This window comes from Pengzhenrongella phosphoraccumulans, assembly GCF_045689905.1.
Taxonomy (GTDB): domain Bacteria; phylum Actinomycetota; class Actinomycetes; order Actinomycetales; family Cellulomonadaceae; genus Pengzhenrongella; species Pengzhenrongella phosphoraccumulans.
This window is the reverse complement of record NZ_CP144210.1, coordinates 3578343-3604951: the sequence shown is the minus strand read 5'-3', so window position 1 is coordinate 3604951 and position 26609 is coordinate 3578343. Positions and strand designations below refer to the sequence as shown.

The 26609-nt window shown below is 65.9% G+C and carries 28 protein-coding genes; 10 read left to right on the top strand and 18 right to left on the bottom strand.

Annotated features, from left to right (window positions below):
* Positions 1 to 244 precede the first annotated feature (244 nt).
* From VTA80_RS16700 to VTA80_RS16690, 3 genes are read right to left on the bottom strand one after another with little or no spacing between them, the layout of a single operon-like run.
* Positions 245 to 1204, bottom strand: coding sequence for a DUF3883 domain-containing protein (locus VTA80_RS16700; protein ID WP_407342210.1), 960 nt, complete (start codon positions 1202 to 1204; stop codon positions 245 to 247).
* Positions 1201 to 1497 (bottom strand): DUF4258 domain-containing protein, encoded by a 297-nt coding sequence (locus tag VTA80_RS16695; RefSeq protein ID WP_407342209.1) that lies wholly within the window; start codon positions 1495 to 1497, stop codon positions 1201 to 1203. Before VTA80_RS16695 ends, VTA80_RS16700 begins: the two co-directional genes overlap by 4 nt.
* Positions 1494 to 2363, bottom strand: a complete 870-nt coding sequence (locus tag VTA80_RS16690) for a hypothetical protein (RefSeq protein ID WP_407342208.1) — start codon at positions 2361 to 2363, stop codon at positions 1494 to 1496. Before VTA80_RS16690 ends, VTA80_RS16695 begins: the two co-directional genes overlap by 4 nt.
* 867 nt (positions 2364 to 3230) lie before the next feature.
* Between VTA80_RS16690 and VTA80_RS16685 the strand changes: the two genes are divergently transcribed.
* The 4 genes from VTA80_RS16685 (at position 3231) to VTA80_RS16670 (ending at position 7596) form a co-directional block, all read left to right on the top strand.
* Positions 3231 to 4655: an SIR2 family protein gene (locus tag VTA80_RS16685; RefSeq protein ID WP_407342207.1), complete on the top strand. Its 1425-nt coding sequence runs from the start codon at positions 3231 to 3233 to the stop codon at positions 4653 to 4655.
* A gap of 51 nt (positions 4656 to 4706) precedes the next feature.
* Entirely contained in the window at positions 4707 to 5483 is a 777-nt protein-coding gene (locus VTA80_RS16680) for a DNA-processing protein DprA (protein WP_407342206.1), read from the top strand.
* The gene (locus VTA80_RS16675) at positions 5480 to 6229 is read left to right on the top strand and encodes a ComF family protein (protein WP_407342205.1); all 750 of its coding nucleotides are present in this window, start codon (positions 5480 to 5482) and stop codon (positions 6227 to 6229) included. The genes VTA80_RS16680 and VTA80_RS16675 overlap by 4 nt, the downstream gene beginning before the upstream one ends.
* A 941-nt stretch (positions 6230 to 7170) precedes the next feature.
* Positions 7171 to 7596 carry a hypothetical protein gene (locus tag VTA80_RS16670; protein ID WP_407342204.1) on the top strand — a complete coding sequence of 142 codons (426 nt, stop codon included), beginning with the start codon at positions 7171 to 7173 and terminating at the stop codon, positions 7594 to 7596.
* 795 nt (positions 7597 to 8391) lie between these two features.
* Here the strand turns inward: VTA80_RS16670 and VTA80_RS16665 are convergent.
* Both VTA80_RS16665 and VTA80_RS16660 read right to left on the bottom strand, forming a co-directional pair.
* Positions 8392 to 9006 carry a hypothetical protein gene (locus VTA80_RS16665; RefSeq protein ID WP_407342203.1) on the bottom strand — a complete coding sequence of 205 codons (615 nt, stop codon included), beginning with the start codon at positions 9004 to 9006 and terminating at the stop codon, positions 8392 to 8394.
* Entirely contained in the window at positions 9003 to 9347 is a 345-nt protein-coding gene (locus VTA80_RS16660; protein ID WP_407342202.1) for a PadR family transcriptional regulator, read from the bottom strand. The genes VTA80_RS16665 and VTA80_RS16660 overlap by 4 nt, the downstream gene beginning before the upstream one ends.
* A 300-nt stretch (positions 9348 to 9647) precedes the next feature.
* Between VTA80_RS16660 and VTA80_RS16655 the strand changes: the two genes are divergently transcribed.
* The gene (locus VTA80_RS16655; protein ID WP_407342201.1) at positions 9648 to 10280 is read left to right on the top strand and encodes a M15 family metallopeptidase; all 633 of its coding nucleotides are present in this window, start codon (positions 9648 to 9650) and stop codon (positions 10278 to 10280) included.
* 255 nt (positions 10281 to 10535) lie between these two features.
* On the opposite strand, the gene VTA80_RS16650 is transcribed toward VTA80_RS16655, so the two are convergent.
* A complete protein-coding gene (locus VTA80_RS16650) occupies positions 10536 to 10868 on the bottom strand; it encodes a hypothetical protein (protein ID WP_407342200.1) in 333 nt (110 codons plus the stop codon).
* 801 nt (positions 10869 to 11669) lie between these two features.
* On the opposite strand from VTA80_RS16650, the gene VTA80_RS16645 reads away from it, so the two are divergent.
* Complete coding sequence (locus VTA80_RS16645) at positions 11670 to 12893, top strand: hypothetical protein (protein ID WP_407342199.1); 1224 nt, start codon at positions 11670 to 11672, stop codon at positions 12891 to 12893.
* A 437-nt stretch (positions 12894 to 13330) separates the two neighbouring features.
* On the opposite strand, the gene VTA80_RS16640 is transcribed toward VTA80_RS16645, so the two are convergent.
* From VTA80_RS16640 to VTA80_RS16605, 8 genes are all read right to left on the bottom strand, one after another.
* Positions 13331 to 14698 (bottom strand): ISL3 family transposase, encoded by a 1368-nt coding sequence (locus VTA80_RS16640; RefSeq protein WP_407341623.1) that lies wholly within the window; start codon positions 14696 to 14698, stop codon positions 13331 to 13333.
* A gap of 392 nt (positions 14699 to 15090) precedes the next feature.
* Positions 15091 to 15765, bottom strand: a complete 675-nt coding sequence (locus tag VTA80_RS16635) for a response regulator (protein WP_407342198.1) — start codon at positions 15763 to 15765, stop codon at positions 15091 to 15093.
* On the bottom strand, positions 15762 to 17039 hold the full coding sequence (locus VTA80_RS16630) for a sensor histidine kinase (protein ID WP_407342197.1): 1278 nt from the start codon (positions 17037 to 17039) through the stop codon (positions 15762 to 15764). Before VTA80_RS16630 ends, VTA80_RS16635 begins: the two co-directional genes overlap by 4 nt.
* 1388 nt (positions 17040 to 18427) lie before the next feature.
* Entirely contained in the window at positions 18428 to 18610 is a 183-nt protein-coding gene (locus VTA80_RS16625) for a hypothetical protein (protein WP_407342196.1), read from the bottom strand.
* 571 nt (positions 18611 to 19181) lie between these two features.
* Complete coding sequence (locus VTA80_RS16620) at positions 19182 to 19451, bottom strand: hypothetical protein (RefSeq protein WP_407342195.1); 270 nt, start codon at positions 19449 to 19451, stop codon at positions 19182 to 19184.
* A gap of 66 nt (positions 19452 to 19517) precedes the next feature.
* On the bottom strand, positions 19518 to 19766 hold the full coding sequence (locus tag VTA80_RS16615; RefSeq protein ID WP_407342194.1) for a hypothetical protein: 249 nt from the start codon (positions 19764 to 19766) through the stop codon (positions 19518 to 19520).
* Between the two features lie 116 nt (positions 19767 to 19882).
* Complete coding sequence (locus VTA80_RS16610; RefSeq protein WP_407342193.1) at positions 19883 to 20050, bottom strand: hypothetical protein; 168 nt, start codon at positions 20048 to 20050, stop codon at positions 19883 to 19885.
* A gap of 98 nt (positions 20051 to 20148) precedes the next feature.
* Positions 20149 to 20505, bottom strand: coding sequence for an SdpI family protein (locus VTA80_RS16605; protein ID WP_407345796.1), 357 nt, complete (start codon positions 20503 to 20505; stop codon positions 20149 to 20151).
* Positions 20506 to 20789: 284 nt separating this feature from the next.
* Between VTA80_RS16605 and VTA80_RS16600 the strand changes: the two genes are divergently transcribed.
* From VTA80_RS16600 to VTA80_RS16585, 4 genes are all read left to right on the top strand, one after another.
* Complete coding sequence (locus VTA80_RS16600) at positions 20790 to 21371, top strand: hypothetical protein (RefSeq protein WP_407342192.1); 582 nt, start codon at positions 20790 to 20792, stop codon at positions 21369 to 21371.
* Entirely contained in the window at positions 21364 to 21708 is a 345-nt protein-coding gene (locus VTA80_RS16595; RefSeq protein WP_407342191.1) for a transcriptional regulator, read from the top strand. The genes VTA80_RS16600 and VTA80_RS16595 overlap by 8 nt, the downstream gene beginning before the upstream one ends.
* 122 nt (positions 21709 to 21830) lie before the next feature.
* Complete coding sequence (locus VTA80_RS16590) at positions 21831 to 22043, top strand: hypothetical protein (protein ID WP_407342190.1); 213 nt, start codon at positions 21831 to 21833, stop codon at positions 22041 to 22043.
* A 15-nt stretch (positions 22044 to 22058) separates the two neighbouring features.
* Entirely contained in the window at positions 22059 to 22700 is a 642-nt protein-coding gene (locus tag VTA80_RS16585; protein WP_407342189.1) for a hypothetical protein, read from the top strand.
* A 49-nt stretch (positions 22701 to 22749) separates the two neighbouring features.
* Here VTA80_RS16585 and VTA80_RS16580 read toward each other — a convergent pair.
* The 4 genes from VTA80_RS16580 to VTA80_RS16565 all read right to left on the bottom strand — a co-directional run bounded on the left by VTA80_RS16580 (position 22750) and on the right by VTA80_RS16565 (position 26460).
* Positions 22750 to 24137 (bottom strand): IS3 family transposase gene (locus VTA80_RS16580; RefSeq protein ID WP_407342188.1). Its coding sequence is split into 2 segments (ribosomal slippage): positions 22750 to 23807 and positions 23807 to 24137, totalling 1389 coding nucleotides; the frame shifts between segments, so codons are not numbered across the junction.
* Between the two features lie 226 nt (positions 24138 to 24363).
* Complete coding sequence (locus VTA80_RS16575) at positions 24364 to 24675, bottom strand: hypothetical protein (RefSeq protein WP_407342187.1); 312 nt, start codon at positions 24673 to 24675, stop codon at positions 24364 to 24366.
* Positions 24676 to 24817: 142 nt separating this feature from the next.
* The gene (locus VTA80_RS16570) at positions 24818 to 25897 is read right to left on the bottom strand and encodes a SecDF P1 head subdomain-containing protein (RefSeq protein ID WP_407342186.1); all 1080 of its coding nucleotides are present in this window, start codon (positions 25895 to 25897) and stop codon (positions 24818 to 24820) included.
* The gene (locus VTA80_RS16565) at positions 25894 to 26460 is read right to left on the bottom strand and encodes a SigE family RNA polymerase sigma factor (RefSeq protein ID WP_407342185.1); all 567 of its coding nucleotides are present in this window, start codon (positions 26458 to 26460) and stop codon (positions 25894 to 25896) included. The genes VTA80_RS16570 and VTA80_RS16565 overlap by 4 nt, the downstream gene beginning before the upstream one ends.
* Positions 26461 to 26609 lie beyond the last annotated feature (149 nt).

Sequence of the window (26609 nt, the reverse complement as noted above, 5' to 3'; positions counted from 1 at the left end):
TGAGAAGCCTCGAGAACTCGGGTTGGCCGGGACCGCCCTCGAGAGGCGGGAGATGACGGGCCTAGGTCTCCGCAGCCCGACCACGCCGCGCAGCGACGGAATCCGATCCGACGGCTCAGCAAGTCCCGCAATTCTCGGCTCCCGGCTGACGTCCAACAGGGGCGGACCATCTCCCGGCATCCGCGACCCGGCCAAGAACCTCAAGCCCTCGATTGGCGGCGCAGTCAGGTCAAGTCAGATCAAGTCAGATCCGGTCGAGATCGGCCCGGTACACAATTGGGGCCGCGGCATCGACGACGGCGTTCCGGTCGAACTCGTGCACGACTGGTGCAACGAGCGCCTGCGTCACCACTACGAGGGACCAGAGCGGGTCGCCGGCAGCCTTGTCCACCTCGTTGCGGGTAAGCAGTACCGACGGGCGACGTCCGGAGACGCCCTTCACCTCGACGTGACGCTCGTCGAGGCCACACGTGAACGTGATGTCCCAGCCAACCTTCTGCATGCTCACGTCGTCGTGCTCCCAGCCCTCAAAGTGCTCGATCACCTTGCGCATGGCGGCGAGTTCGACGACCTGGTTCGTCGCCGCGTCACCGAAGCCGGCGCCGCCCGGTCCGATGAAGACCTCCCGTGGGGCGTCGTCAATCTCGTCCCGGGAAAGGACCTTGCCGGCCGGCGACAAGTGGATCGGTGCATTTTGACCCGGTGCCTTCGAGATCAGGCGGAGCTCGTCGTCGAGGTAGTCGTACGTCTGCGCGCGCAACTTGCGCAACCGCGCCCCGGTGTCAGTCGAGATCGGCGAGTCGATCTGCTGGCTCCACCAACGGTTCACCCCGGCCTCGAAACTCCCCACCTGCCGCCAACCCGGGATCGACGACTCGATGGACGGGCGGGTCCGCAGGAACGCCAGCGTCTGCGCGACGAGCATGTGTACGTCGTCGTCGCTCAGCCGGTCGAGGGTCGGGCTCCGAATCCCCCGGCGGTCGGCGTCCGCGAGCGCGTCAAGGAGAACATCTGCGAGAGTCCGAGGCATGCGCGCAGTGAACCACGGCGCGGGGTGGACTCGGCGAGCATCGAGAAGGCACTCGAGCGCCGTGTCTAAGTCGCCCGACTTCACCGTGTCGAAGACCCCTGCGTCGTGAAACTCACCGTGCTGAGCCTTGACGACGTCGGCGGCGCCGTGAGTGTCGCCGCCGTCGTCGATCAAGCGGCGGATGCCTCCAGTCGGGCCGCTCGGAACTCTTCATCCGTCCACCTCGCAGGGTTGTTCCACAAGATCGTGATGACCCACTTGGTCGCGGGCACGACCACCACCTCGAGGTCGCGGTGTTTGTAGGTGTAGCGACCCGGGCCCCAGCTGAAGGCTGCCTCCACGAGGTCCGGACTCTGAATTGCCTCGAGCACCTCACGGACCGTGACGCCACGCTTGCGAGCGCTGTCCCGGGCGTGATCACACAGGCGCCATCCGAGTGTCGAACGCAGGTCCCCGATCTCGCTCATCGTGCGGCCTCAACCTTCGACGTGCCCAGGCGGGTCTCGGGCAAGTTCCGCCATCGTCCGAGGTGGCCGAAGGAGTTCTTGAACCCGAAGGTCTCCAGGTATCGGCGGATATCTGCATCCGTCGTGCCTTCGCCCCGTAGTCGCTGGGTCACTTCGACGCCGGCCGCAAAGTCCCGTACCGGGGCCGGGCCCACGGGAAGTGCTGTAGCGAAGGCGCTATTGAGTTCCGTCAGGTCCGTGCTCGTACCGAGGAGCGCGCTCAGCGCGGCCCGGTCCTGTGCGACCCGACCTGAGCGCACGACTTTCGTCAGCTGCCCGGGCTTTCCAGGTGCGGGGTAGACGACGTCGAGGGGCCAGTTGTTCTGCTCGATCGGACGCCGACCGGTCTCGTCGTCCGGGCGGGACGTTGCGTCAATTCTGGACTCGGTGGCCAGAAGGATCAGGTCCTGGGTGCGTGGGCGCTGGTAGTCGAGCCATCCGGGCACGCAGATGGTCGTGACTTCCGCCGGTGACCCCGACAGCGTGCTCCATGCCAACAGCGCCCGGAACGCGCTCAGCTGCTCGGTCTCGGGCATGTCCTCCGTGTACGGGATGAACACGCTGATGTAGCGGTTGAGGTACGTCGTATCGCTCCGACGGGACTGGGTCGCCAACTCTTCCGCGGTCCAGCGGCCTCGGACCGGATCGCCCCGCCGGCCGAAGACCAGCATCGGTCGTCGCGACGACGCGTCTTCGCACGGAAAGGCGGGCCCGGACGTCGGGAAAGGAAAACGCTTCATGATGATGGTCCTCAAGGTTTGATGGAAGCGGGTGGAAGCACCACCGTGGCACTCGACCTGGCATTCTGCAAGGCGCGGTCGCTCCAATTAACGCAAATCCTAGAAGCCACTATCGAATAGCTCGAACGAAATACTTAAGGCAGTCAACGCTGAAGTCGTGCAAGCCCCTGACCTGCACGTTCGCTGAACGATGCGACTGTGGGCTCGCAGATTCGCGATCTCGAGCGGCCGCCAGGTGGGTGAAACTTCACCCCCTGATGCGGGCTGAGAATTAACAGGTTCCGCGCCGAACACTAAAATTAGCCCGATCCAACCCCTTAGGATCCGCAAAATAGTCAGCGATCCACGGAGTTAGCACCATAAGAGTTACCCTCCGCCGGGCAGGCTTAGTTAACTCGGCGCCGATAAGTCCTCTGGAACTTATCCATACTCAGCTGCTAAAAGTCGCTTATCAGCTTCGTTGCGGTGCCCACCGGCGACGGCGGGAGGACCGCTACGGGTGCCACGAGGTTCGCGTACTCGTCCCGATGCCCCAATATCTGCTGCTTACGCTTCGCATCCCGGTTCGTGCCAAGGGAGTCCGTGGTGCAAGTCGGTCGAGGATCTCAGAGTTGGTGGCAAGCGGTGCCGCCCCGGCGGAGCCGCGCGGCGGTCGCTCAACTCCGGGCCTTACGGCATCTTCGGCTCCATCGACGGCCAGACCACGATAACCAACATGGGCAACGTGCAGACTCACGCTCAGGAGCGGCGAAACCTGGCGGGGTAACCCTCGCCCGCCAAAGTTCGAAAGGGAGAATGCAGGATCCTGCCGGGGTAGAGCGACCTCGCGTCCGAATAGTCACCCAATCATGCAGCAGACCCACGTGTCCCTGAAGTGCCTTGGGTAGGACGCTTGGGCTCTTGCGCGACGAGGCGCAGCGCAATTCGCGCCCCTCGTACCGCTAGCGTGGGGTCATGACGCCGGACGAATTGGTGCGGGCGTTCGGCACCGCCATCGACGCGCGGCAAGCGAGCCTGCTGGTCGGCGCGGGCTTGTCGCGCGGCGCCGGTTTCCCGCTGTGGGAGGACCTGGTTGACGGCGCGGCGGTGCAGGTCGGTGTCCCAAAGTTGGACGACTTCCCGTTATGGGCTCAATACGTCGAGAATGCCCCCGACGGAGCGGCGATCCTGATCGATGAGGTCGTGAGGCGGATCGCATCGGTCGAGCCGATGCCGATGCAAAATCACCGCCTGATGGTGAAACTGCCGATCAGCGACTTCTGGACCACGAACTACGACGCGATGATTGAGACCGTCGACTCGGCCGCCCTAGACGTCGTCGAGCACGACGAGGCATTGGTCTTGCGGCGCGCTGGCGACCGGCGACTGTACAAGATGCACGGGTCGATTCCCTACGGAGCGACCGCACCGGTCGGGGGTCGGGACCAACTGGTCATCACCCGGAACGACTACGAGCGCTACGCCGAGGCGACACACCCGCGGCTTTGGCGCCTGCTTCAGGCGCAGTTTCTCACTTCAAGTTTCCTGTTCCTGGGCTTCTCCTTCGACGACCCCAACTTCGGGGAGATCTTCAAAATGATCCGCCGCGCGATCACCGACGGTCCCTTGATGCCGCACTACGCCTTGATGAAGCGCCCTGATGACGATGACGGACACTTTGCGGCCAGGACGCGCGACCTCGAGCGCGCAGGTGTCATGGTCGTGGAAATTCCCGACTACGACGAGATCACCTCGGTACTACGGCGACTGGTTGCTCGCACCCTCCCGATGCGGTTGCTCGTCTCCGGATCAGCCCGCTCCCCTGACCAACCGACATGGACCACGGGGACCTATCCGACCGTGGCGACACCCGACGACCTCGACGAGCTCGCCACCGCCATGGGCGCAGCCCTCGCCGCCGCGGACGTACCCGGGCTCCTGGCCGCTGGCGACGTCGGGGCTCGCGTCGGCTACTCCTATCTCCAGACCCTCGACGCCTACGACCCGGCCCGTTTCGTGCTGCTGCGGCGCCGGGACGACGAGCGTGACCTCACCCCACCGAGCAAACGTCTCGGTGAGATTCGCCTCGCAGAGACCGAACCGTCCCAGTTGCGTGACCGCGCCTTCGACTCGGTGCGGTGCATCCTCGTCCTCGGTGGCGGACGCGGCACCCTGGACGAGGTCAGGCGAGCCCGTGCCACCGGGATGAGCGTCGTCCCTCTCGCGGTTTCCGGCGGTGCCGCCGAACAGGTCTGGACCGAAATGCGTTCCGACCTGTCGAACCACGCCATCGGCCAGCAACCGGTGCCGGTCGACCTGTTCAACCAACTCGCCGCTGACCGCACAGCCGCGATCTCCGCAGCGGCCCGGCTGGTCGCCCTGGGACTGTTCATGGCGTAGGGCATTGCCCAGAAACTGGTTCTGTCGGACGCACTGTCTACGATCGTAGGCATGATCAGTGAACAGGTTCGTCCTGGGAACGCGACGCTCGCGGCCAAAGTCACGGCCGCCTCGCGGGCCGCAGACCGATGGGCCCAACCGCCAAGCCAGCTGGGCCGACCTGTCTCGGGCGCCGAACTGCTCGCGATCACCGATCCCCGATTCCCACGGATGCTGCGGTTGATCGAGGACCCCCCGCAGCACCTATACGTCCGCGGCTCTCTCGGCCACTCCAGTGACGAGTCTTCCCTTGCCATCGTCGGCAGCAGAGACGCGACCGCAGAAGGCATCCGAGTCGCCGAAGCCGTGGCCGGGTACGTGGCGTCACTCGGGCACACCATCGTGTCCGGTCTCGCGGCCGGCATCGACGCAGCCGCGCACCGCGGAGCACTGGCAGCGAACGGCCGGACCATCGCGGTAGTCGGCACCGGCGTGGACCGCATCTACCCCGCCGCCAACGCCGCTTTGCGGGACCGCATCGCCGAACGCGGTGCCGTGATCTCGCAGTTCGAACTCGGCCAGCCGCCCAGCAAGACCACCTTCCCCGCACGCAACGTGCTCATCGCGGGCCTCACCCGCGCCAGCCTGCTAGTCGAACTGACCGAGCGAAGCGGGACACGGATCGAGGCGACTATCGCGCAGGAGCAGGGCAAGCCCGTACTGCTCTGGGAACCCCTACTCGGCCACCTACCGTGGGCCCGCAGATACGCCGCCGAGTCGCTCGTGCACTTTGTCGGCAGCGCCGACTCCGTCGCTCAAGCACTCGAAGCCTTCGTAGCCGCACCGTGACCCCCGGCCTGATCACCAGCTCGGACATGCTCGTACCGGAGCTGGTACCGATGGCGCAGGACGCCCCGGACGTGTGCCCGCTTTGTCGGTCTGGCCGGACCCGGCCGGACCGGCTCTGCTTCAGTTGCGAACGCACCTCGGCTCAGGTCTCGCACCCGTGCGAACTGGTAATCCCGATCAGCTACTACACCACACCGTCCGCACTGCGAGACCGGATGCACGACTACAAGGAACATCCGGACCCCGCGGTACGCAAGGAGCAGTCTCACTACGTCGCCGCAATCCTGGCCCGCTACCTTGTCGAGCACCACGACGCGCTAGTCGCCCGGTTCGGGGCCTGGGACGAAGTCATAGCAGTTCCTTCTACCCATCACGACAACCAGCCTGCCCTGCAGGCGGCAATCGAGGCGAACTTCCCCGACGCGCTCGGGCCCTTCACCAGGCCACTCGAGCACGGCCCGGGCGCGATGACGTTCAACCAGGCCAGCCCCACCGGCTTCATTCCGATTGCCGGCTCGGCCATCTCGGGCCGCAGGATGCTCCTCGTCGACGACACTTACACCACCGGAGCCCGCCTACAGTCCGCTCACCACGGGCTGGTGGCGGCCGGCTCCACCGTAGTTGCGGCAATCGTGGTGACCCGCAAGATCAACCCCGACCCGCGGTACGGGTCAGACCGTCTTTGGGAGAGGCAGAGCGCCGTAACCTTTGACTTTCCCTCCCCACCGTGGTGGGTGGGGCCCTGATGATCGCTGCGACTGAAGTCGTCCCCCAAACTCGATGAGTGTCGAGCAGATGGCACCGAACTCACCTTTTACTCGTCGCTAATGATTGAGACCAGCCATGACCACCCACGCCGACCACGCCCGGGTAGGCGGCATTTATCCAGGTCACAGGGACTAGCCGTGAGCAACCGTGGTTACCACGGGCCACCTGTCAAACCCGATCCAGTGCGAGTTCGAATCTCGCTCGGGGCACAGAAAGGGCGCCTGACCTGCGGAAATACTCCGTAGGTCAGGCGCCGACCGGGCCGAGATTCGATCCGTTTCCGAGGTCAAGTTGGAATCAAGCACCAGCCGGATCGAACGGAACCAGCATCTGATCTGCGCAAACGCTCCTTGAGGCCGGCTCGGATCCGAGCCCAGAACCCGTCAAGGTCACCGTTTACTCGCCACTTTGAACCGAAACGCCCCCCGTCCGTGGACGCGCTCGGCTCCGCCTCGCACGGTCGACCATGCCGCGGGCACGGCCGGTGGTCGGCGGACTCCCCCAACAACAAGCCCGCCCATCGCACTCCCCTACGGGCCGGCGTTCCCAGCGGGCGATCGTCACTTAAGTGGCACTATGCGGCGTTGATGTGCGCCCGTCAGAGCGGGCAATCTTCGTAATTCGCACTTGATTGCGACGGAGTCGGAGTCGACGGTACCGATTCCTGGCGAGACGATCTGGAGGGTGGAGGTCGAGACCCAATAGCCGTTTCCATCGACAAGGACCTCCTTGCCCGGATGGTCAACTACTTCAGAGACTAATAGGCGCCTCCCAGTCGTCGATTGGGACACAAAGAGGAGACCTAGTGATCAGTTTGTCAAACTATGTGACATCGCCGTTGAGCCCCTGGTTCTCACCAACGCGTTCGGGGTCGGTGGTCTCGTCGTCAGCGCATGTCTCCCTCACGGATTCTGCTCGCGTGAGCCTCGCATCAGTGGACCTGCGACCGACTGTCACCGAGGGCGACAAGACTCTCCTCGCGCGACTGCTGGCGCCTGCGGCCGGCGCCGGTTCTGGGACCCTTCTGCAGAACCTCGTGGGGGACCCTGCGATTAGCCGACCAGACTTCGTTGCCGTGCGTTCGGGTGCTGGAGTCACGGACATGTTCTCCGGTGGTGGGAACCTGACCAGCTGGACGCTCGGGGCGACGGTGATGACGTTCTTCGGCGAAGGGACGGCGCCGGCCGCCTACAAGGGCGTGGCGATCACCTACGGCGCGGACGCTACCGGAGGCGACCGGGACAACCTGAAACGGCTCGCCATGTCGTGGCTTTCCGGCCACCTCGACGACCATCAAGACGCGGGCGGGGGCTGGAACCGCCCACTGATCGACGCGACTGCGTGAGAAAGGGGTCAGGCAAATCTCCGCCCCCTGGCCCAGGCGGGGCCGAATGTCGCGATTTCCAGATCGGATCTGCCGATTGGAAGAACGTACGGGGAGTTGCCACGTGACTGTCGCTAAGACCCGGCTTTAGTGGCCTTCGATTCTCGTTCCCGCCTCGCGCGCACTACCCCCCGATAGAACCACCATGCAAGCGGGACGATCGAAAGTGGACCGATCCAGGTTGCCAACCGGTCAGGAGCCTGAATCGTTACCGGAATGAGCACAAAAGGAAGAACTACAAGCACCGCGGTGAAGACTAAGCGCCACCGTGGTCGGAAAATAGCATCTCGTTCTTCCGGGCCAATTCTAATCACCGAAACCCCCTGAGGTCTTGCCGCTTGGGCTTCTTCCACCTGCTGTCATGGTATCGGAAGGGTGGTCGCACAATTCACAACACCAGCAGTGGTGAGTTTCACGGGTTCGACTGCAGCGCGCGAGATCGACCCACTCGCCTCTTTGGGCCACCACCGCTTGGCTGTCGCTACGTGCTGAGTCGGCGGCGACCTGAATGGCAGAAGGGACGTCCGTGCCGCCGGCGCCTCTGTGGCCGCCGGAGCCCACGCACCTCGCGAATGCGGCCAGTGGGGCCAGTGCACGAACCGGGTGTCGTGGTCGATCCTCCTGCGGAGCGAGCAGCCACTTCCCCTGGTTCGCCAGCGAGCTGCACGATGCCAGCAGCCGCGGTCGGTCCTTCAACAGTTGGGGCGTCCGATTGCGGACCGTGCTGCACTGCCTCAGCCACACACTTGCGTCGAGTCAGCGGTGCGTAGGACGGCGGTCGGCGGCGACGATCGCTGCTCTGATGGTGGCGAGCAACAGCGCGAAAACCACAGAGACCCAGAACGACCGTGCGGGCGCTCCGCCGGGACCCTGGAGGGCGAATGCCGTGAGTTCGCTCAGCCACAAGGTGACTGGCGAAGTCACCAGGACGAGGACGACGGTGCGGGTCGCGAGGGTGTCGTGGGCGAACCGCAGGTAGAGACCGACTGCCACGAGGACGGGGAGCAGGAGCCACGTCGCGTCGTCAGCCAGCAGTGGCAGCCAGAGTGCAGGCGAGTCCGGCGGGGATGCCACCGAGTACCCACGCCCGATGAACATCAGCACGAAGAACGTGAGCGAGGCGTAGCCCACGACGAGGGCCGTGAGGAGGGAGCCGGCGACCAGCCAACGTGACCGGACCAAGCCCCGTGCCACGGCCCACTCTCGGGCGAGGCCGTCCGGGTCGCCGCCGACGAACGTCGTTGCGTCCAACCCGTCGAAGGCTGCCGCGTCCAGGTTGGTGCGCAGCTCGAACTCGAGGTCGGCCCGTGCCTGCGCGGGCACGCCCAGCCGCTTCCACGTGGATCGGCAGGTCGATACGACGTCCGTCATTTCGTCTCCTCTTGCCCCAGGACCACTGTCACGGCCCGGCTGAAGTCCTTCCACTGGTGGCGTCGGTGCCCCAGCAGTTCGGTCCCTGCCTCGCTCAGTCGGTAGTACTTGCGCGGCGGACCCTCAGTGCTCGGCTCCCGGAAGGACGTCACGAGGGCGGCCTTCTCCATCCGCGCCAGGGCCGGGTAGATCGAGCCCTCCGCGACCACATCCAGGCCGCTGTCGGCGAGGTACCGCGTCATCTGGTACCCGTACAACGGACCGTGTTCCAGCGCGGCCAGCAGGCACACATCCAGCAGTCCGCGCAGCCACAATGCGGTGGGACTCTCGGGTGCTGCCATGCAATGCATGATAGTCCCAAAAAGCCGGTACCTGTCAATGCAAGGTTGTGGACCCGCAGGCGAGCACTCCTGGCGAGCGGGTGTCGACCTAGGACACCTCTCAGCGCCAGGAATTGGAGGTCACGGCCGACGAACACGTGGCTGCCTGTACACGCGGGTCGTCGGCCGGGCCATCTCGTGGCGGCGCACGAACGTTCCCGCGGGAACGTCCTGCTCGTGCGGACGCCAGATACCGGTCGCCAAGGCGCAGCAGCGGCTCGAGGCGCTGGCAGTCGTTCGGCACGGTCGTAGGGTGTCGACGTGCTTCTGCTATCCGATCCCTCCGTTGCCGCCGTGCCAGTGCTCGAGTGCGGGGAGGTCTTGCTCGACCTCCAGGTGCACGGCGGTCTGCTGATCGACTCACGCAAGCAGGACGTCGACGGTGCCTGGTCTCACCTGCGGTCCGGAGTCCTCGAACGCCTGCTCGTGGCGCAGACAGCTCTACCCGACGACATGAAGCTCCTCATCATCGAATGCCACCGGCCGGCGGCACTCCAGCGGCACTACTTCGAGAGCTACCGATCGGAACTCAACGAGCTCAACCCCGGTTGGCCTGCGTCGCGCCTTGACGACGAGGCGAGCAAGCACGTCTCCCCGGTGTCCGTCGCGCCGCATCCGTGCGGTGCGGCCGTGGACCTGACGTTGTGGCAGGACGGCGTCGAGCTCGACATGGGGACCCGGGTCAACGCCACGCCGGCCGCCAGCGCGAACGCGTGCTTCACCGCTGCGACGAACATCCCGGAGTCGGCGCGGTACCGGCGCCACGTGCTCGGCGAAGCGCTCACCGGAGCGGGCTTGGTCAACTACCCGCCCGAGTGGTGGCACTGGTCCTACGGCGATCGATACTGGGCCGCAGCGACAGGCGCCGCGGCCGCCCTCTACAGCCCGGTGTGAACCGGGACGACTCCGAGCCGGGATTGGGCACCGGGTCAGGGTCGCCGCCAATCGGCTTGTGAGTTTCGCCAGTCGGCGCTTGACTGTCGCTCAGCACCGACTACTGGTGCCGCGCGCTCACTCTCGTTCAGTGACGAACGCGTCGGCACCTGCGTGGTGATGTTTGGCGGCCCGGTCAGCTCAAACGTCCGCGCATGATGGTGGCTTGCATCCAGCACGTGCGGATGCTGCCACCCAGGTGGCTTCCACTCCTGCTCACTCGACGACGTTGTCCCGGTTGACGTAGAAGACACGTTCCAGACCGTGAGCGATCTCCTCATCCGAGGAGTATTGACGCCGGTCAGCAAGGAGTCGTTCGGCATCATCTAGTTGCACCTGGCGCGGCTCCGGGTCGTTCCACGCGCCGACGAGAACTCGGATCTCGCCAGTGCGTGCGAGTTGTGCAAGGGCCCGCGCCAGCGCATCGATACCCGCCGGTCCGTCTCCGATCAGGCCAGCTGCTCGGCAGTCGCCTGCGAGTTCCGAGAGCGGTATGTCGTCCTCCAGGCCAAGCTCTAGGATCTCCCGGCGAAGGCGGTCATCAATCACATTGGGAAGCCTTGCACAGGTACGCGCCCCTGCCACGAAGTGGGCGACGCCTACCTGTCGTTCAGCGCCGGGTAGGCCAGCGCCATGCGTGGCGACCGCGCCAACGCCAGCGCCGACCCGAGTCGTCCCTGGCGGGCGCCGGTCGTATCCGAATCCAACGCTTGTGCAATCGAGCGTTTGGGCAACTTGTGATGCAACTGTCGGGACGCAACTCCGACGGGTGTCCAGGTTCGTGGCCACCGTTGGCTGCTGCTCGGACGCAGCACGCCTTCAGTGCGCCTCCAGGTTGTGGAGTACTACTTCGAGTCATCCTCAGTTCGACCCCAATGACCCCCGGAGAGTCTGCGCCTCAGCTCTGGGGAAGTGAGCAGCATGGCGCCTGTGAGCAGTATTGCGGGGATGACATAGACAGGCTCGCCATAGGACAGCACGCCAAAGGCCGAAGCAGCCGCGCCAAGAAAGAAAGTCACCGCAATGCTTATCTTCTTCGAACCAATTCTATTTCGCACCTTGGCACGGCCTCCTTGCGCGACTCGTTGAGAGGGATCGCACCTTGGTCCGGGTCGCGAACGTAACAGTGTGGTCATTATGCACGATGTTGACCTTGCGCGTGGTGGACCAATTCCAGCAAGGTGCTCGAGACGTCATCAGCTGTCGCTCAGCGGTGACCAAGCCGGCATCTGCGTGAAAGAAGTGATGGTCGGCGGCCCGGCGCTACTGATCGGAGAGACCGTTGAACTCGCACGAACACATGGGTCCGGTTCGATCGAGCGGCAGCTGGCGTCTGGCTAGGCTCGGGCCGTGAGGATGGTCCAGCCCCGGCAGCCGTGGCAGATCCTCATACCCGCCGACGCCCTGGTGTGCAGCGCCTTGGCGCACAGTCGTCAGGCGAGCCTCGGCGCCCAGGGACCGGCTCTCCGATCCGCCCTCGTCGATCGGGTCGTGGCGCTCGACGCGGACCGCGACGCCGCAGAACGCCTTGCGCGCCTTGACGCGTTGCCTGATGACGTGGGCTGGTCGCGCTGGCAGACGGTCGTCTTCGCCGGCAGGGCCTGGGACGACGACCAAGCGATCGACCTGGCGTTCGCCCTCTGGAATGTCATCGGCGAAGCGACGTACCGCGAGGTGATCCGCGACGAGCACCGGCGCCCAACGGCCGCCGAGCGGTACGCATGGCCGCGCGCGACGCGCCCGACCCCGAACGATGACCCGGGCGGCAAGCACTCGCGCGTCAGGGCCGTGGCCGTGGGCGTATGGGGCGTCCGAGATCTTCCATTGGCCCTCTACGCCGATCTGGACACCGGTTCGATGGGTGCGCGGACGAGGTTGATCGGAGCGGTGGTCCTGCTCCTCGGCATTGGAGCGGGAGTCGGAGCGGGAATCGCCGCACTCCTCGGCCGCTCTGTCGAGACCGGTGCCGGGGTCGGTGTGATTGTCGGAGTCGTCGTGGTCGTCCTCTACATGCTTCTCATGCTCAGCCTCATCGCGGGCGCGGGCTTGATGTCAATGTCGCGGACCCAGATGAAGACCGACATCGACGAGCAGACCAATTCACGCGGGAGTGCGACCGTCGCGACGCTTTGGGTATGTGCAGCGTTCGTCGGCATCGCCACCGCTTTGGCGGCCAGCACTCTGGCGGTGATGTGGTTTCAGGAACGGCCCTACCAAGGCGCAATGGCGCAGACCACCGGGACGGTCTTGTCCTGGGATGACGGCCACCGCTACCGCGTATTCCAGCTGGAGTATCAGGCGAATGACACGGTCCGAACTGGCCAGGCGAGCGTCGACCAACTAGACCTCAGGATCGACTCGAAGGTGGGCGACGAAGTCGCACTGGAGTACCCCGTCGGCAACCCGGACCGCATCCGCGGGGCTGGCCGCGCAGACGAGGGGCGCGAGACGAACACCGTCGTCGCTTGGATCAGCGCCGTCGGCGCAGGCGTCGCGCTTGGCTGCGCTGCGACGGCAGTCGCTCTCGACCGCCGGCGGCCGCGCTCGCCCGGACATGCCGCGAAGTACTGGTAGTGGCCGTTGATCGGGTGGTCTGTGTTCCCCGGATTCTGAACCGGCTTGTCCTACTTTGTCGTGGTGGCCGACTCTGATCTGGGCTGCCCTCGCGGTTCCGTCGGGGCGGACGTGCGCACCGACTCCGGGCGCCTGCCCTCCTGGGCCGCCGTGCCACGAACACACGGCCCGAGGTCCTCGCGGACCGTGCAACGAACACCTCCACCAAGAAGGCCAGGCATGGGAGGAATTGGGCCGTCACCTGGGCCGCTGTTGCGTGGAGCACTCGCCCGCTCGTGCACTTTTCCCCGGCCGCGCGGGCGTCCGCGCCCAGCTGACCGAAGGGGCCGTCCTGGTTGATCCTGGTGACGTCCGCCGGCCTGGTCGCACGCCGACGAACTGGGAGCCGCTGCGGCTGTTCCTGACTGTCAGGAGCCGTCCTTCGTGGCTCTTCGAAGTTAGCCGGGCAGCGGGGTTTTCACGGCTGCCGCCCGTCGGTGCTGACGGGTGCATGCCCAGCGTATGCGGCGGCGTTGGTTGACCGGGTTTCTGAACCCGAAAGCGTCTCTTCCCACGTGTTTGGCCAGGCGGTTGTAGCCCTCCGACCGTGAATTCGAGTACCCCGTCTCGAGGCCCGCCAGCACGGCCGGCCACCACCGGTCGACGGTCGCGGCGAGTCGGTGGACCTCGGGTGCGCTCGACGCGGCGGCGTGCTCGTAGAACGTGGTCAGCCGCCGACAGATCACGGCCCGCTCGGGATGGGTCCCGGCCAGAGCGAGCAACGCACGAAGGTCCTCCTTGACGATGTAGGCGCCCAGGATCTCCACGCCCGCCTCGCCGGTGTCGAGCAGCGCGTTCCACATCGTGGCGAACTTCGCCGGACGCAGCCGCTCGTGTGCGGTGAGCAGCTGGCGCCGGACCTGCCAGGCCGGGTCGATCTTGCGGCCCCGACGCCCGGTGGCCTCCCGCACGGTGCGTTGACGGACCGCGGTCGTGGTGTCGTTGGCGAGCTGGACCAGGTGATACCTGTCGGCGACCTGGATGGCGCCCGGCAGGCCGTCGCGGGCACCCTTGGCGAACGACGCGGACAAGTCGATGGTCACGTGCGTGATCGCGGCCCGCCACGACGCCGGCTGAGCGAGCAACCACCCCGACACGCAGGCTGCTGAGCGGCCCTCGACCTGCGCGAGGAGCCCGCCGGTGCCGTCCGCGTCCACGAACCCGGTATGCCACCGGTCGCAGGCCAGCACCCACCGGCCGGTGTCGGGGTCGTGGGCCCAGACCGGTCTGCCACGTCGGGTCTCGTCGATGCCCAGTACCCGCACGAGGGGCAGGGGCTTCGCCAGGACCGGGTCGACGCGGGCGACGAACGCGTCGTGGACCGTGGACCACCCCACCTTGTAGAACTCCGCGGCCTCGGCCACGCACCGGTGCTGGACTGCGACCGCGTCGGCGAGCTCGGCCCGCAACCGCCGCGTCAGGCGCGCCCCGGGCCGCGCGGCGGGGACCTGTTCGGTGAACGAGCCCCGCGCGCACCGCTGGTCCACGCACCGCCACCGCTGCTTGTGCCACACCAGGCGCAGCGGCCTGGTCCCATACGGGATGTCCCGCGGCCTCGTGGTCACATGGCCCTTGAGTGCGGTGGAGAACTCCCCGCACGACGGGCACGCCGACGCCGCCAGGTCCGCCGTGACCACGTGCACGACCCGACCACCGCACCCGTCCGCCGTGATCTCCCGGACCGCCAACCCCTCCAGGTCCAACAACCGCGACACCCCCGAAACCACGACCGGAGGGACCCCCTGCACATGCGTACCCTGAACCAAGCCCGTGACCTCGCTCTATGACCATGTCCTGCTCGATACAGCCATGATCACCGAGGTCACGGGCCCACTACGTCCACGACCCACCCCACCGTTGCCCGGTTAACTTCGTAGAGCCTCCTTCGTTGCTTTCATCAGACGAAAGAACCTTTCATCAGATGAAGGCCATTCGTAAACGCGCAGTTCAGAAGCCCTTCCACGGGCGCGGGAGCCCTGAGTCGAGGGCGGATCCCGTGGCTGAGTTCCGGGCCCTCCAGCGCCCTGACCTGCGGCGATGGGCCACATCGTCCGCCATGTTCCGACTGACCGCAGTAGTACATCCGGTGAAACTGCGGCTAGATCGGCCAGACAGCGCAAAGCTGTCGCTAGGTTGGGTCCGCTGGGATTGGCGAGGGTCATTTGAGGGCGGGGCGCGGTTGGGGTGGCGCACCCATGAGTCCCGATTCGTAGGCATCGATTACGAGTTGGACGCGATCGCGGCGGTTAAGTTTGCGGAGCACCTCGGAGACGTGGGTTTTGACGGTTTGCTCGGTGATGAACAGCTCGGTGGCGATCTCGGCGTTCGACAGTCCGCGCGCCACCGTCATGAGTACTTCGCGTTCGCGCGGGGTCAGGTCGCCCAGACCGGGGACTCCACGGTTTGGCGTGTGTTCGGCGAAGTCACTGATGAGGCGGCGGGTCACGGTCGGGCCTAGGAGCATCGATCCGGACGCGACCAGTCGCACGCCCTCGACGAGTCGCTCAGCGGGGGTGTCCTTGAGGAGGAACCCACTGGCTCCGGCTCGTAGCGCCTGGTAGACGTACTCGTCGAGGTCGAACGTCGTCAGGATCAGCACGCGCGTCAAGGGATACGCGGCGCAGATGCGCGCCGTGGCACTGATTCCATCGAGGACCGGCATCCGGATATCGACCACGGCAACGTCTGGATTGTGGATAGCGACGAGCTCGACGAGTGCTCCACCATCGGGTGCTGTCCCGACCACTTCGAGGTCCGGGGCGGCCGCGAGGATCGCACCGAACCCTCGAAGGACGACCGGCTGGTCGTCGGCGATGACGACGGTGGTCGTCATCGCGTCGCAACGGGCAGGGTGACCACGAGGATGAACGTACCGTCTTCGATCCCGGCGGTGAGTGTGCCGCCGAGGGAGGCGACTCGCTCTTGCATGCCGAGAAGACCCCGGCCAGAGTCGCTGTCTCTGCTGGGCATCGGCACCAGATTCGTCAACCGGAAGCCGACGAGACTCTCGCCCTGTTCAAGGGTGAGGGTCGCGAACGCTCCGGGCGCGTGACGGCGTGCATTCGTCAAACCTTCCTGGGCCGCCCGGTAGAGCACGTACCCCTGCGCGGCCGGCACACGGGACCACGTCCCGACGACGGTGACCTGCTGGCCTGCCGCCTGGGCCTCGCCAACGAGAGCTCCGACGTCGTCAGCTCCGGGCTGAGGTCCGAGCTCGGCTCCCTCGGCGCGTTGCAGGATCGTCAGGACCTGACGGAGCTCACCCAAGGCGCTCCGCGCGTCGACCGCAATTTCCCGCAGCACCTCACGGGCTTCGGCGCCCATGCCCGGGTGCAGGTACGGCGCGCTCTCTGCGCGGACCGCGACGAGGGAGACATGGTGAGCGACGACATCATGCAGATCGCGGGCCAGGCGCGCTCGCTCCGCCGCCGTGGACTCCACGACCAGCGCTCGACGCTCGGTGCGGCGGGCGTACTCGGCGCGGGTCCGCGCTCGGAACGCGATCCCAATTGCCGCACTCACCGCGACCGCGCCCCCGGAGTACGCGGAATAGCCCACCACGTATCCCCACCCTCCCGGGCCTCCGAGGGACCCTTCACCAGACGGGAACAGGGCGATGAGGTTTGCTCCGTTGAAGACCACGCTCACCGCCACCGCGAACGCGTAGGGAACCAGAGCCCACCACGGGCGGGTCAGCGCCACGCACACGGCCACCGCCGCCAGACCCAACCACCACGCCCACAAGAACGTCCCATAGACCGCAATCAGGGCGAACGGCCACGTGGTGAGAACGATGCCCAATGCCGCCGAGCGCCGCGCGAGCACGATCCCAACGATGACACTCACGTTCGCGACCAGGGCTACGGGCACGAACGCGCCATCAAGACGCGAACCAACCTCGCGCGCCACGAGAGGCCAGACACCGAACGCCGACTCTGGCAGTTCGAGCGGCGTGATCAGGAGCAACATGGCGACCATCGCGGCAAAGCCGAGGGAAAGCACCCACCCGGCCGCCCGCACGTAGTCCACAGCGCGCCAAAACACGCTCAGCCTCGTTCTCATCGAAGTGAGGGCAGGGGCAACGGTGACCGGCTCGACGACGTCCATACCCGCAATCCTGGTGGCGACACGGTGGCCGAACCACCATCGTCGGGACGACTCACCCTCCCTCTCAAGAGGGACCAGCTGAAACCCGACCAAATCCGCCAGCAGCACGTACCCAGACATCGAAATTCTCGGCTCAGTCACGACGAGCACGGCCACCAGATAACTGTCGCGAAGCGCCGGGTCGCCAGCGAGCTGAGTGGCAGTTAGTGATGTTCGTGCCGGGACACCAAACGCCTGAGCGTCGTCGACATCTTCACCTAGTCGACGGCGGCACGGTTATGCGTCAGCGATCAGTACGCACCGGACCTATGCGTCAGCGATCAGTACGCACCGGACCTATGCGTCAGCGATCAGTACGCACCGGACCTCCCCGGCATGAGGCCGCTGGATCCGTTCGATGACGGAGCCTTCCGTCCTGCGGATACGAGTCCTAGGCTGGCCGCACGCCAACTCCGAGCACGACGCCGATTTCGGATGGAACTATGAGGTCGGTCGCTCAGTAGTTTCTGCACCTCTGGCTAACAGTTCTTTGTTTCGGCGAGTTCGACTATTGCGCCAAAGCCGCACGAGAGCCTTCAATGAAAACCCGGCAATGAAGACTACAACGAGCGCCGAAAAAAGGGATCCATCAGTCAACCGAGTGACTGCTGCAGCGATCAGTACCAGCATTCCGCTGAAGAGTAGGCCGGCTATTAGATCGCGTGCCTCTTGCTTCATTCTATCCTCCCATTGCGCTATAATCACAGCGCACAGATCGCTCAGAGCTAGGGCAAATCTGGGCGGACGACCATAGGTGAGGTCATCGCCCGGGGTGCCCGCAATCGAGGCGGCGACCAACGACGCGGAGGCAGAAAACTAGCCCGCGGTTCGGAGCAGCCAGGCGAGATCGGCGTCGCGCCCCATTGTCGGGTCGGGCGGTGGGTCCGTGACTTGTGTTGCGATGGTGTCTTCAAGTTTCACGTGCTCCGGGAGGACTTGAAAACGCGTGGGGTCCTGATTGTTCGAACCAAGGGGCGGTATTGCGGTATTCGCCACGATCTTCGCTCCTTTGCGATAATTGCCCGGATGTTGCGATCCCGTGCACCAAGTTCTTCAAGTCCTTGATCCGCCACCGTACTCCGAATTCGGTGGACTCGAAGCAATTGGCAACGGCCGCCGCCCAGATACTGCCGCGGGCCCAAGCGGAACCATCACCGCCCCCGAACGCCCAGCGCAAAGCTGTCGTTCAGTGACGAGCGCGTCGGCACCTACGTGGCGATATGCGGCGGGTGGTTGGCCACCGCTGGCGTGGATCGACCTGAGACGAATGCGCGAGGCTGACCGCAGAGCGCGATCATCCAAGCGTGATCGCCAGTTCGCAGTTGCCCCGCGGCGCGCGCCTGACTCGGCTACTCCTCACATGCGATGGTGATTTCGGTTGAGAAGTCGCCGGACGAGACATGGGCATGCCAATCGGGGCCCCCCTCGGCAAGAAGGTCAACAAGAGCGTCGCGCAACTCGCTGGCCTCCTCCTTCGTCAGCCACAGGTAGGCGGCAGGGAGGGACTGACCGGGCTCACCCTCAATGCGCATGAATCCATCATGCCGCGGTGCTCCCCTTGATCGCACGCGCGCTCATCCCTCGTTGAAGGTGGCCGCCGCGAAGCGGGCAACACCACTTTGCTGTCGCTTAGCGACGATCGCGGCCGCGCCGGCATGAAGGTCACCGTGTAAACAGTCGCTGTTCGGCGAACCTGCGTCAGATTGCGCACACGTCATCTCGGAAACGCGCGGGCCCGGGTCCTTTGCCCGGGCGAGGCGTCCACGGCCTTCTGTCCGCCACCGGTTGGGCAGATTGCTGTCGGGGTGCACGGCGACTCGATGGTCAGCGTGGGTCGGTGCCCCGCCCTCCAAACCGGGAGGCGAAGCATCGGCTGACTACGTGTTCTGATCGACCGGCCGACCCGTAGCCATATTCGCTTCTCTGTGCCAGCGGAGGTTGGCGACCGTCAGCGCTACGAACGGAACCCAGGCGACCGTGGCCTGCCATCCAATCGGCGGGGCACCGGCCGTGCCCACGAGCCACAGCGCCACTCCACTCCCCAGCCCGACGACCTGGGCCAGCGTGCGGTGCCACGGAACGAACTTGGCCTTCAAGGATGTGCTAGCCATCGATCCCCCCGTTTGCTACCTGCAGCGGCCGCCGAACATGCCGCTTGTACTGGCTTACGACGGCCATCGCTACAAGGCCGAGAGCGCCGGCGCCGATCATCCATGACGTCAGGTTCAACTCCGCCGCGACGCTGCCGAGCGCGACAGCGAGGATCCGCTCAAGCCAGGGACGCATGCGCTGCCAGAACGAACGCGAAGAATCAGACTCCTCAGGACCGAGGTAGGCGTGCGCATCTACGGGCGAAGCTCTGGGCGCGTCCACGCAGTCACCGTACAGGGACACTTGGTTCGCATCCCCGCGGCGCTGCCCCGCTCCTCCACAGGGGGATCACTGTGCGAGCAGTCTTGCGAGATGCGTCGCCGGGCGCAGGCTCAACTGGGGTTCGCCGTGACGAAGAGTCTTGATGGTCAGCAGCCCGTCCTGCGCCGAGACACCCTTCGAATCGAGCACTTCCCGACCCCAGGTCATAGCCGTGTCAAGCGCGACCCGTCCGGTGGCTCCGTTGCCGAATACCTTCTCGAGCTCCAGGCTCACGTTGTCGTGGTCACCGAGGAGCAACTTCTTGATCTCTGGCATCTTCTGGTCTTACTCATCACCAAGACGGTGGGTCTATCGCAAGGTCTCGGCGTCGACACATGCCGATGAGCGAGCGCCTCTGCCTTGCTTCCTTGGCTTGCTCGCTCGTGAGGACGCTATCCCTGCGCTTGGGTTCGGTTGGCGGCCAGGAAGTCGAGCAGCTTCCAGAACGGCAGGCCGAGCGTGGTCTCGTCGATCAGTACCCCATAGTGCGACTCCAGAATCGCTGCCAGGTCGGCGACATCGAGGTAGTCGAAGTCGTGCCAAGTCGCTTCGTCGCTCACGAACGGGATGACCTCTGCATGAGTGACCTCGAAGAACTCGTTCGCTGTGACTGCACGGCGGTCCATCCTCCAGTGCTCGGCCCGAGGCGTGTCCCCGCTCATTCGGCACGCCGGGCGAGAGCCGAACTGCCGATCGTCGCGTCTCGGTCCATTGCCGCGAGCCGTCGCTCGATAGGTAGGCAGGTGCCGGCCATGACGCCAAGGCCCACCACTGCGAGGAGGAACGCGACGTTCTGCCAGGTGCTGATGTCTCGATTGCCAGAGAAGTAGAGCCCCGCGTACGTCAGGACGCACACGACCCCGAGTCGGGCGCCATACCGCAACCAGTAGCGCCCAGCCAGGAGGTTTGCCTCGCGCCAATTCCGCGTGCTCGCTATCGCCCGAGCGGTCCGGTACCCAGACCAGGGATTCGGCTCGCCCCGCGCTACGTGCTTGAAGACCGGGCTGCACGCCATCATCGCGAGCGGAATCAGCATCCCTGACAAGAACGCCCACATCATCATCTGGCCTTCGACCCCGATTCTTCGGTGACCGACGGTGGCTGGCGCCACCAGCAGGGCGGCGCCAGATGTCGCGTCCGATGACCTGACCCTAGCCAGCGGAAGCCGACATCGACTCCGCGGCCGACCTGGGTACGGCCTAGGTTTCGACGCTTGACTGTCGCGAAGGTGCTCCAGGAACCGGCGCGAGGCTGAGTAGACCCTTGACGTGGGTCACTCTGCAGAGCAGAGTTACGACCATGTCCACCGATGGCACCGTCCTGGAGCTCGCCGAGCACACACGCGAGCGCACCAGGGCCGGTCGGCACGCCCGGTCGTTGCCGCTGGTTTTCGTCGCGTGTGGGTTGCTCGTCCTGGCCTGGCTCCGGGCTGCTGTCAGCGTGGCGTTCGTCGTTGAGATCTTCGTGCCGCTAGCGGTGTTCTTAGTGCTCTATCTGGTCATGGTCGTGCGCCGTTTGGTGACGGGGCTCGGGACGGGCACGGATGGCTACGGTGTGGTCTTGGTGATCAGTGCACTCATGGCGATGATGGTCCCGATCGCGGGGTTCTTTCTCGGTGCGCTGTTCTTCCTCGGCGTCGGCTTGGCGATTCTCGGGTGGCGCGGTCAGGATCGCATGCTGTGGATCCCGGGCATCCTTCTCGCGGCCACCTCGCCACTGGTCACCTACTTTGTGCTCGACAACCACCTTCGATTCCTCGGCCCGCAACCCAGCGTCGTTGTCCTCGTTGCCGCGGCCGTCATCCTGATCGGGCTCGGCGTCCGTGCCTTCATCGCGGAACGGGCACTGACACCACCAAGCCCCGTCGCTGGCGATGAGTGAAGCGAACGTCGGCGCGATCCACCCAGCGGCCGCGCTCGACGAGGTCGTCCACCAACGGGCCCGGCTCGGTGTCTTGAGCATCCTCGCCGAGGCGGAGGATGCCGACTTCACCTACCTGCGCCGCACGCTAGGCCTCACCGACGGCAATCTCGGGCGCCACCTCGAGGTGCTCGTCGACGCCGACTACGTCAACCTCCGCAAGGGCTACGACGGCCGACGGAACCGGACCTGGGCATCGATCACGCCACGCGGTCGTCAGGCGCTACTCGCCGAGCTCACCGTCCTGCGAGCGCTAGTCGCGCAACTGGATGCAGGCGACGAGACTACTGAGCGCTAGCCGGATCGCTGCGGGTTGGGCGTTCGCAACGCCACCACGCAGCTGTCGTCATGTACTGGTCGGGTCGTTGTCTTCGTAACAGAAAGACCACGCCGCGGGTAGACGTGTGGGAGAGTCGCCGAATGGAAAACCTGCAAATCCGTGACCTTGATGTATTTGCTAATGGAATGTTTCCCGTCGAGATCTCAGCTGGCAAGCGCGTCAATGGCCGACACCGGGTGCCGGTTCGGGCGTCCGTGGATGTCTCGACCGGTGAGGTCCGCTTCTCCGTAGCTCCCGAGGCGATCAAGATCCTGGTCGACGACACCAAGAAGAGCCGACCCGCCCAGGTCTAGGGGCAGGATTGCATTGTGGCACTCGTACCGTGCACGGATCTGTCCGCGGCGGGCTGGATCGCCGACAACGACCAGCCCTGGGACAAGCTCGTCAGCTTCGGGCCCTCGGGGTTCTCGGCGTACGCGCGACTGCGGTTCATACCCGACCCGGAGCACGAAGGACAAAGCGAGAACGACGTCGACCACGACGTCGAACGGTCGCCGGAAGCACACGTGCTGTGCATGGCTGTTGACGGGTTGGCGGGCTGGACCAGCACGCCCGACGACTGTTACTTCCTCCTCTGGGATGGGTGGTACTCAGACCTCTACGGCAGCGACGGCCCTGCCCGACCGAGCCGGGCGCCCGCCTTTCCCCGGTCCGTCTTGGACGGACCGAAAGTCGTCCTACCCAATCGGGCGTTCCTTCTCTTTCGCGGGCCGCTGTCCGACTTCGGCAACTGGGGCGCGGCCGTGCAGTGGCCAGGTCAGCCCCGGTCGCACATGCCAGGTCCAGCATTCGTGTGGCCGGCCGACCATGCGTGGTGCGTCACCAAGGACGTCGACCCACATTGGGCTGGCATCGGAGCCGACGCTCTCGCGATCACCAGCTTGATGGCCGACGACCGCCTCGATGTCGTGTACGCCGACCCCTCCGAGCAGCCACCCCGTTACCGATAGGCGTCCCCGGACGGCGGAATTTGTCAAGGTGAATGAGGCCGGTGAGTGTTTAGGCGGCTAGCTCGATGCCGGTGTTGTCGGCGGGCTGGTTGATCCACGCCGTGGTCGGGATGGACAGGATCTTGGGGTCCTGGGTCGTGGCGAACCGCTCGGGGTGCCGGCCGCGTGCATCAGCCAGGACGACGGCCCGTTCGGCGGCCTTGGCCGTGGCGAGGCCGTAGTGGACGTCTGCGGGGGTGTTCAGCCCGATGCCGGTGTGATGGTGGTGATGGTTGTAGCCGTCGACGAAGTCGGCCATGAACGCTCTCGCGTCGCCCAGGGAGGCGAAGCGCTCGGGGAACACCGGGGCGAACTTCAACGTCTTGAACCACGACTCCGAGTACGGGTTGTCGTTGCTCACCCGCGGTCGGGAGTGTGACTTGGTGACCTCCAGGTCGGAGAGCAACGCCGCGACGGTCTTGGACGTCATCGACGTGCCCCGGTCGGCGTGCACCACGTTCGGGATGCCGTGGACCCCGAAGATCTCCCGCATCATCTCCGCGGCCAGGACGGCGGACTCGTGGGCATGCACGTGCGCCCCGACGATGTAGCGGGAGTAGATGTCGATCATCACGTAGGCGTCGAAGTACTTGCCCTTGACCGGACCCGCCAGCTTGGTGATATCCCACGAGTACACCTGCCCCGGACCCGTCGCCACGAGCTCAGGGATGGCCCGGGCTGGGTGCCGAGCCAGGCGTCGGCGCTCTTTGACCTGCGCGTTCGCGGTCAGGATGCGGTAGATCGTCGAGATCGACGCCAAGTACACGTGCTCGTCGAGCAGGTGCGCGTAGATCTGGATCGGAGGCAGGTCCACGAACCGGGGACAGTTCACCACCGCCAGGACCTCGGCCCGCTCGGCGTCGGTCAGCTTGTTCGCCGGCACCCTCACCTCGGTCACCGTCGGCGTGCGGGGCTTGCGGGTCGCGGTCGCGCGCGGCACCCCGACCAGCACGGCCGCGGCCCGGGTCGGGACCCCGACGCCGGTCAGTTCACGGTATGTGGCCATCAGGGCTTGGTGTGCTCGGCGTCGTCCTGCGAGCTCTTGGTAAGCACTTCCAAGAGCTCGTGCGTTTTTCCCATGATGACCAGAGCAGCCTCGGTGGTCACCAACCTCCGCTCGGTCTTGTCGAGCTGGCGGCGCAACCGAGCGATCTCGGCCTGCTCGGCCGACAGCAGCCCGATCTTCTCCCCGGGCGCCTTGCCCGCCAGGACCCCCGCATCACGGAAGCGGCGCCACTCGCTGATCAGCGACGAGTACAACCCGTGCTGGCGCAGATACGCCCCGCCCTGGCCGTTGGCGGCGGCCGCCTCGTACGCGGCCAGGTGGTCAAGCTTCTGCGCGGCGGTGAACGACCTCCTCGAGGTCGGGCCCCCCGAGCGAGGTCCGGGGCTGCTCATACGACCATCGTCGCGTACCGCGATCAAAGACGAACTCATGCTGATGGACTCCTGGTTCACGCCCCACGCTGGCGGACTTGCTATGAACCACCGGCCTCAACTCATCCTGACCCGTAGGGCGGGGCCGGTCAGGCAGCCAAGGGCGATCAGCGCCGACCGGCACCAAGCTGTCGCTTAGCGTCATCAGCTTTGAGTTTCGTTGCCGGCGGGTTGCCTCGATCTCGGGCTAGCCCTCGCGGGGCGAGCTACGAAGGTCGCCCGGATCTGGTTCGGTGCGATCGAGCGTGAGTTCCGTCGTGGGCGGGCCTGTTGAGCCGTAGACCGTCGGGCCGACGTCGGGGCGCCCCAGGTACATGTTCTGGACTTCGTCCATTCCCTGTACCGCCGGGCCTGCACCCGACTGCAACCGGTGTCCTTGTGCCCTCGGGCGCATCGCCCGCACCACGATCGAGATGAACACCACCCCCCAGAAGCCGTAGACGATCCAAGCCCCGAGCGGGCTCCGGTTCCACGAGGACCACGTCAGCAGCCCAAACACGACTGCCACCGTGTAGCCGAGCCACCACCGACGAATTCGCATCGCACCCTTTCCCGTGGAACATCCTTCAGTTTCCCGACCGCGCTGGTCCGTCGGGCCAGCGTCACAAGTGCCGGGCTGAGTTTCGTCGGTTCGACTCCCGTCAGCCGGTGGCACCCGCATTGGCGATCTGGAATGTCGCTGCCAGTGCGCCCAGGGCCAGTTCGCCGGTGAGGTTGGTCGCGTCGCTCCCGCTCGCGTCGCCGGAGATCTGGAACTCGCCGTTGGTGAGGATGGTGCCCGGTGCCAACGTTGGGGCGGTGATGACAACACCATCAAGAACCATCGCGACGCGGTTCTGCGGTGACGTGAGCCCTTGGATTCGGGCGGTCATCTCGCCGAACGCCGCAGTACCGGCCGTCGCGAACTGCAGGCGAACTGATTGAGCTTGCGGGTCCTGCGGCAGTGGGACGCCCATGGTGGTGCCGGGGACCTCGACAGGTCCGAGGATGTACTTCTCCGTTCCGGTGGCGTCACACGCGACCAAGGCAGAGTCGGTCGCTGCGTGCTTGACGGTCCGGCTCGTCGCAAGTGTGCAGTCGAGCTGCGCGTAGGCGGCTAGAACGTCGGCGGTGGCGTAGTAGGCGAGGTCGCTGGGTGAGTCGGGTGCGCCCTTCGCCGCGGGCGTGTCCCCGCCGCCGTCGCCCGGGCCCGGGGCGCCTGCGGCCAACACGGGGCGGATCGCGAGCTCGACCGGGCGTCCGACGAGGTCGACGACCCGCTGGTCGAGCTTCGTGACCAGCTCCACCCCGATGGTGCCGTCACCGTTGTCGCTCACCCGTGCGTCGGTGATGCCGGCACTGCTCAGTCGTTGCTCGGTGAGCGCGACGGCGCCGGGGAGCGCACCGACAGGCACGCCCGCCCCGGTGCTCGAGGTCGGCGTGATGGTCAGGCTCAGGCCGAGGGTGTCGCTGGCCACCTGGGGCGTCGGATCATCCTCACCCGCCACGCGCAACTGGCTGTGGCCCGCTGGCGCGACAGAGGCGGATTGCCAAATCTGTTCGTTGAGCGCCCAACCGCTCCCGCCCAGCACCACCGTCAGGGCCAGTGCGCCGGCGGTGCGGGCCATCGCGCGGCGCCTGCGCGCGTTGGAGATCACCCGGGTGGTGTCGACGGTGATGGTGGGAGCCACCGCGTCGGCCCGGGCAAGCAGGTCGCGCGAGAAGTCGTCGTCGTGCGTCATGACTTGCTCCTCGGGCCGGATGTCGGGGTCGCGTTCCAGTTGTCGTGGTCGTCCGTCAGTTGCAGCTCGGCGCGTAGGTGCGCGATCCCGCGCGACGCGGTCGACTTCACCGTGCCAATGGACACGCCTAGGTCCTCGGCGACCTCACGCTCGGAGAGCCCGTCGAGGTGGCGCAGCACGACGATGCGCCGCTGGCGGGTGCTCAGCGTCGCCAATGCCCGCACGAGCTGGTCGCGGTCAGCGTGCACCTGCGCGGGGCTGGCGCCCGCATGCTCAGGGACGTCGCGGGGGTCCATCAGAACTTCCCGTCGACGTTTACGCCACGTGTCGATCCGCAGGTTCGCCAACGTCCGGCGCGTGTAGGCCAACGGATCGCGCTGACGTGCCACCGACCACGACAGGTACGTCCGCGTGAGTGCCTGCTGCACGAGTTCCTCGGCCCGGTGCTCATCCCCGCACAGCAACCACGCCGTGCGAGCCAGCCCCGGTGCGCACTGCTCCATGAAAGCGGTGAACTCAACGTCCCGGTCGCCCGGGACCGGGGAGACCGCGATGACCTCCACGCCGCCCCCCGCCCTCGGTTCATCTTGCGGAGGTAGCCCCCCGACCATCAACACGCTCATGACCAGTACACGATCGAGCAGGCCCAAAGGTTGAGTGCCAAAGTGAACGGGTTTTCAGTTCCCCCGACGAAAAAACGCAATACCCACAA

Coding starts and splice junctions, on each gene's coding strand:
- VTA80_RS16695 (WP_407342209.1), bottom strand. CDS start 1,497: ATGAGCGAGATCGGGGACCTGCGTTCGACACTCGGATGGCGCCTGTGT.
- VTA80_RS16685 (WP_407342207.1), top strand. CDS start 3,231: ATGACGCCGGACGAATTGGTGCGGGCGTTCGGCACCGCCATCGACGCG.
- VTA80_RS16680 (WP_407342206.1), top strand. CDS start 4,707: ATGATCAGTGAACAGGTTCGTCCTGGGAACGCGACGCTCGCGGCCAAA.
- VTA80_RS16665 (WP_407342203.1), bottom strand. CDS start 9,006: ATGACGGACGTCGTATCGACCTGCCGATCCACGTGGAAGCGGCTGGGC.
- VTA80_RS16660 (WP_407342202.1), bottom strand. CDS start 9,347: ATGGCAGCACCCGAGAGTCCCACCGCATTGTGGCTGCGCGGACTGCTG.
- VTA80_RS16635 (WP_407342198.1), bottom strand. CDS start 15,765: ATGACGACCACCGTCGTCATCGCCGACGACCAGCCGGTCGTCCTTCGA.
- VTA80_RS16630 (WP_407342197.1), bottom strand. CDS start 17,039: ATGGACGTCGTCGAGCCGGTCACCGTTGCCCCTGCCCTCACTTCGATG.
- VTA80_RS16625 (WP_407342196.1), bottom strand. CDS start 18,610: ATGCGCATTGAGGGTGAGCCCGGTCAGTCCCTCCCTGCCGCCTACCTG.
- VTA80_RS16615 (WP_407342194.1), bottom strand. CDS start 19,766: ATGCCAGAGATCAAGAAGTTGCTCCTCGGTGACCACGACAACGTGAGC.
- VTA80_RS16605 (WP_407345796.1), bottom strand. CDS start 20,505: ATGGCGTGCAGCCCGGTCTTCAAGCACGTAGCGCGGGGCGAGCCGAAT.
- VTA80_RS16600 (WP_407342192.1), top strand. CDS start 20,790: ATGTCCACCGATGGCACCGTCCTGGAGCTCGCCGAGCACACACGCGAG.
- VTA80_RS16595 (WP_407342191.1), top strand. CDS start 21,364: ATGAGTGAAGCGAACGTCGGCGCGATCCACCCAGCGGCCGCGCTCGAC.
- VTA80_RS16590 (WP_407342190.1), top strand. CDS start 21,831: ATGGAAAACCTGCAAATCCGTGACCTTGATGTATTTGCTAATGGAATG.
- VTA80_RS16570 (WP_407342186.1), bottom strand. CDS start 25,897: ATGACGCACGACGACGACTTCTCGCGCGACCTGCTTGCCCGGGCCGAC.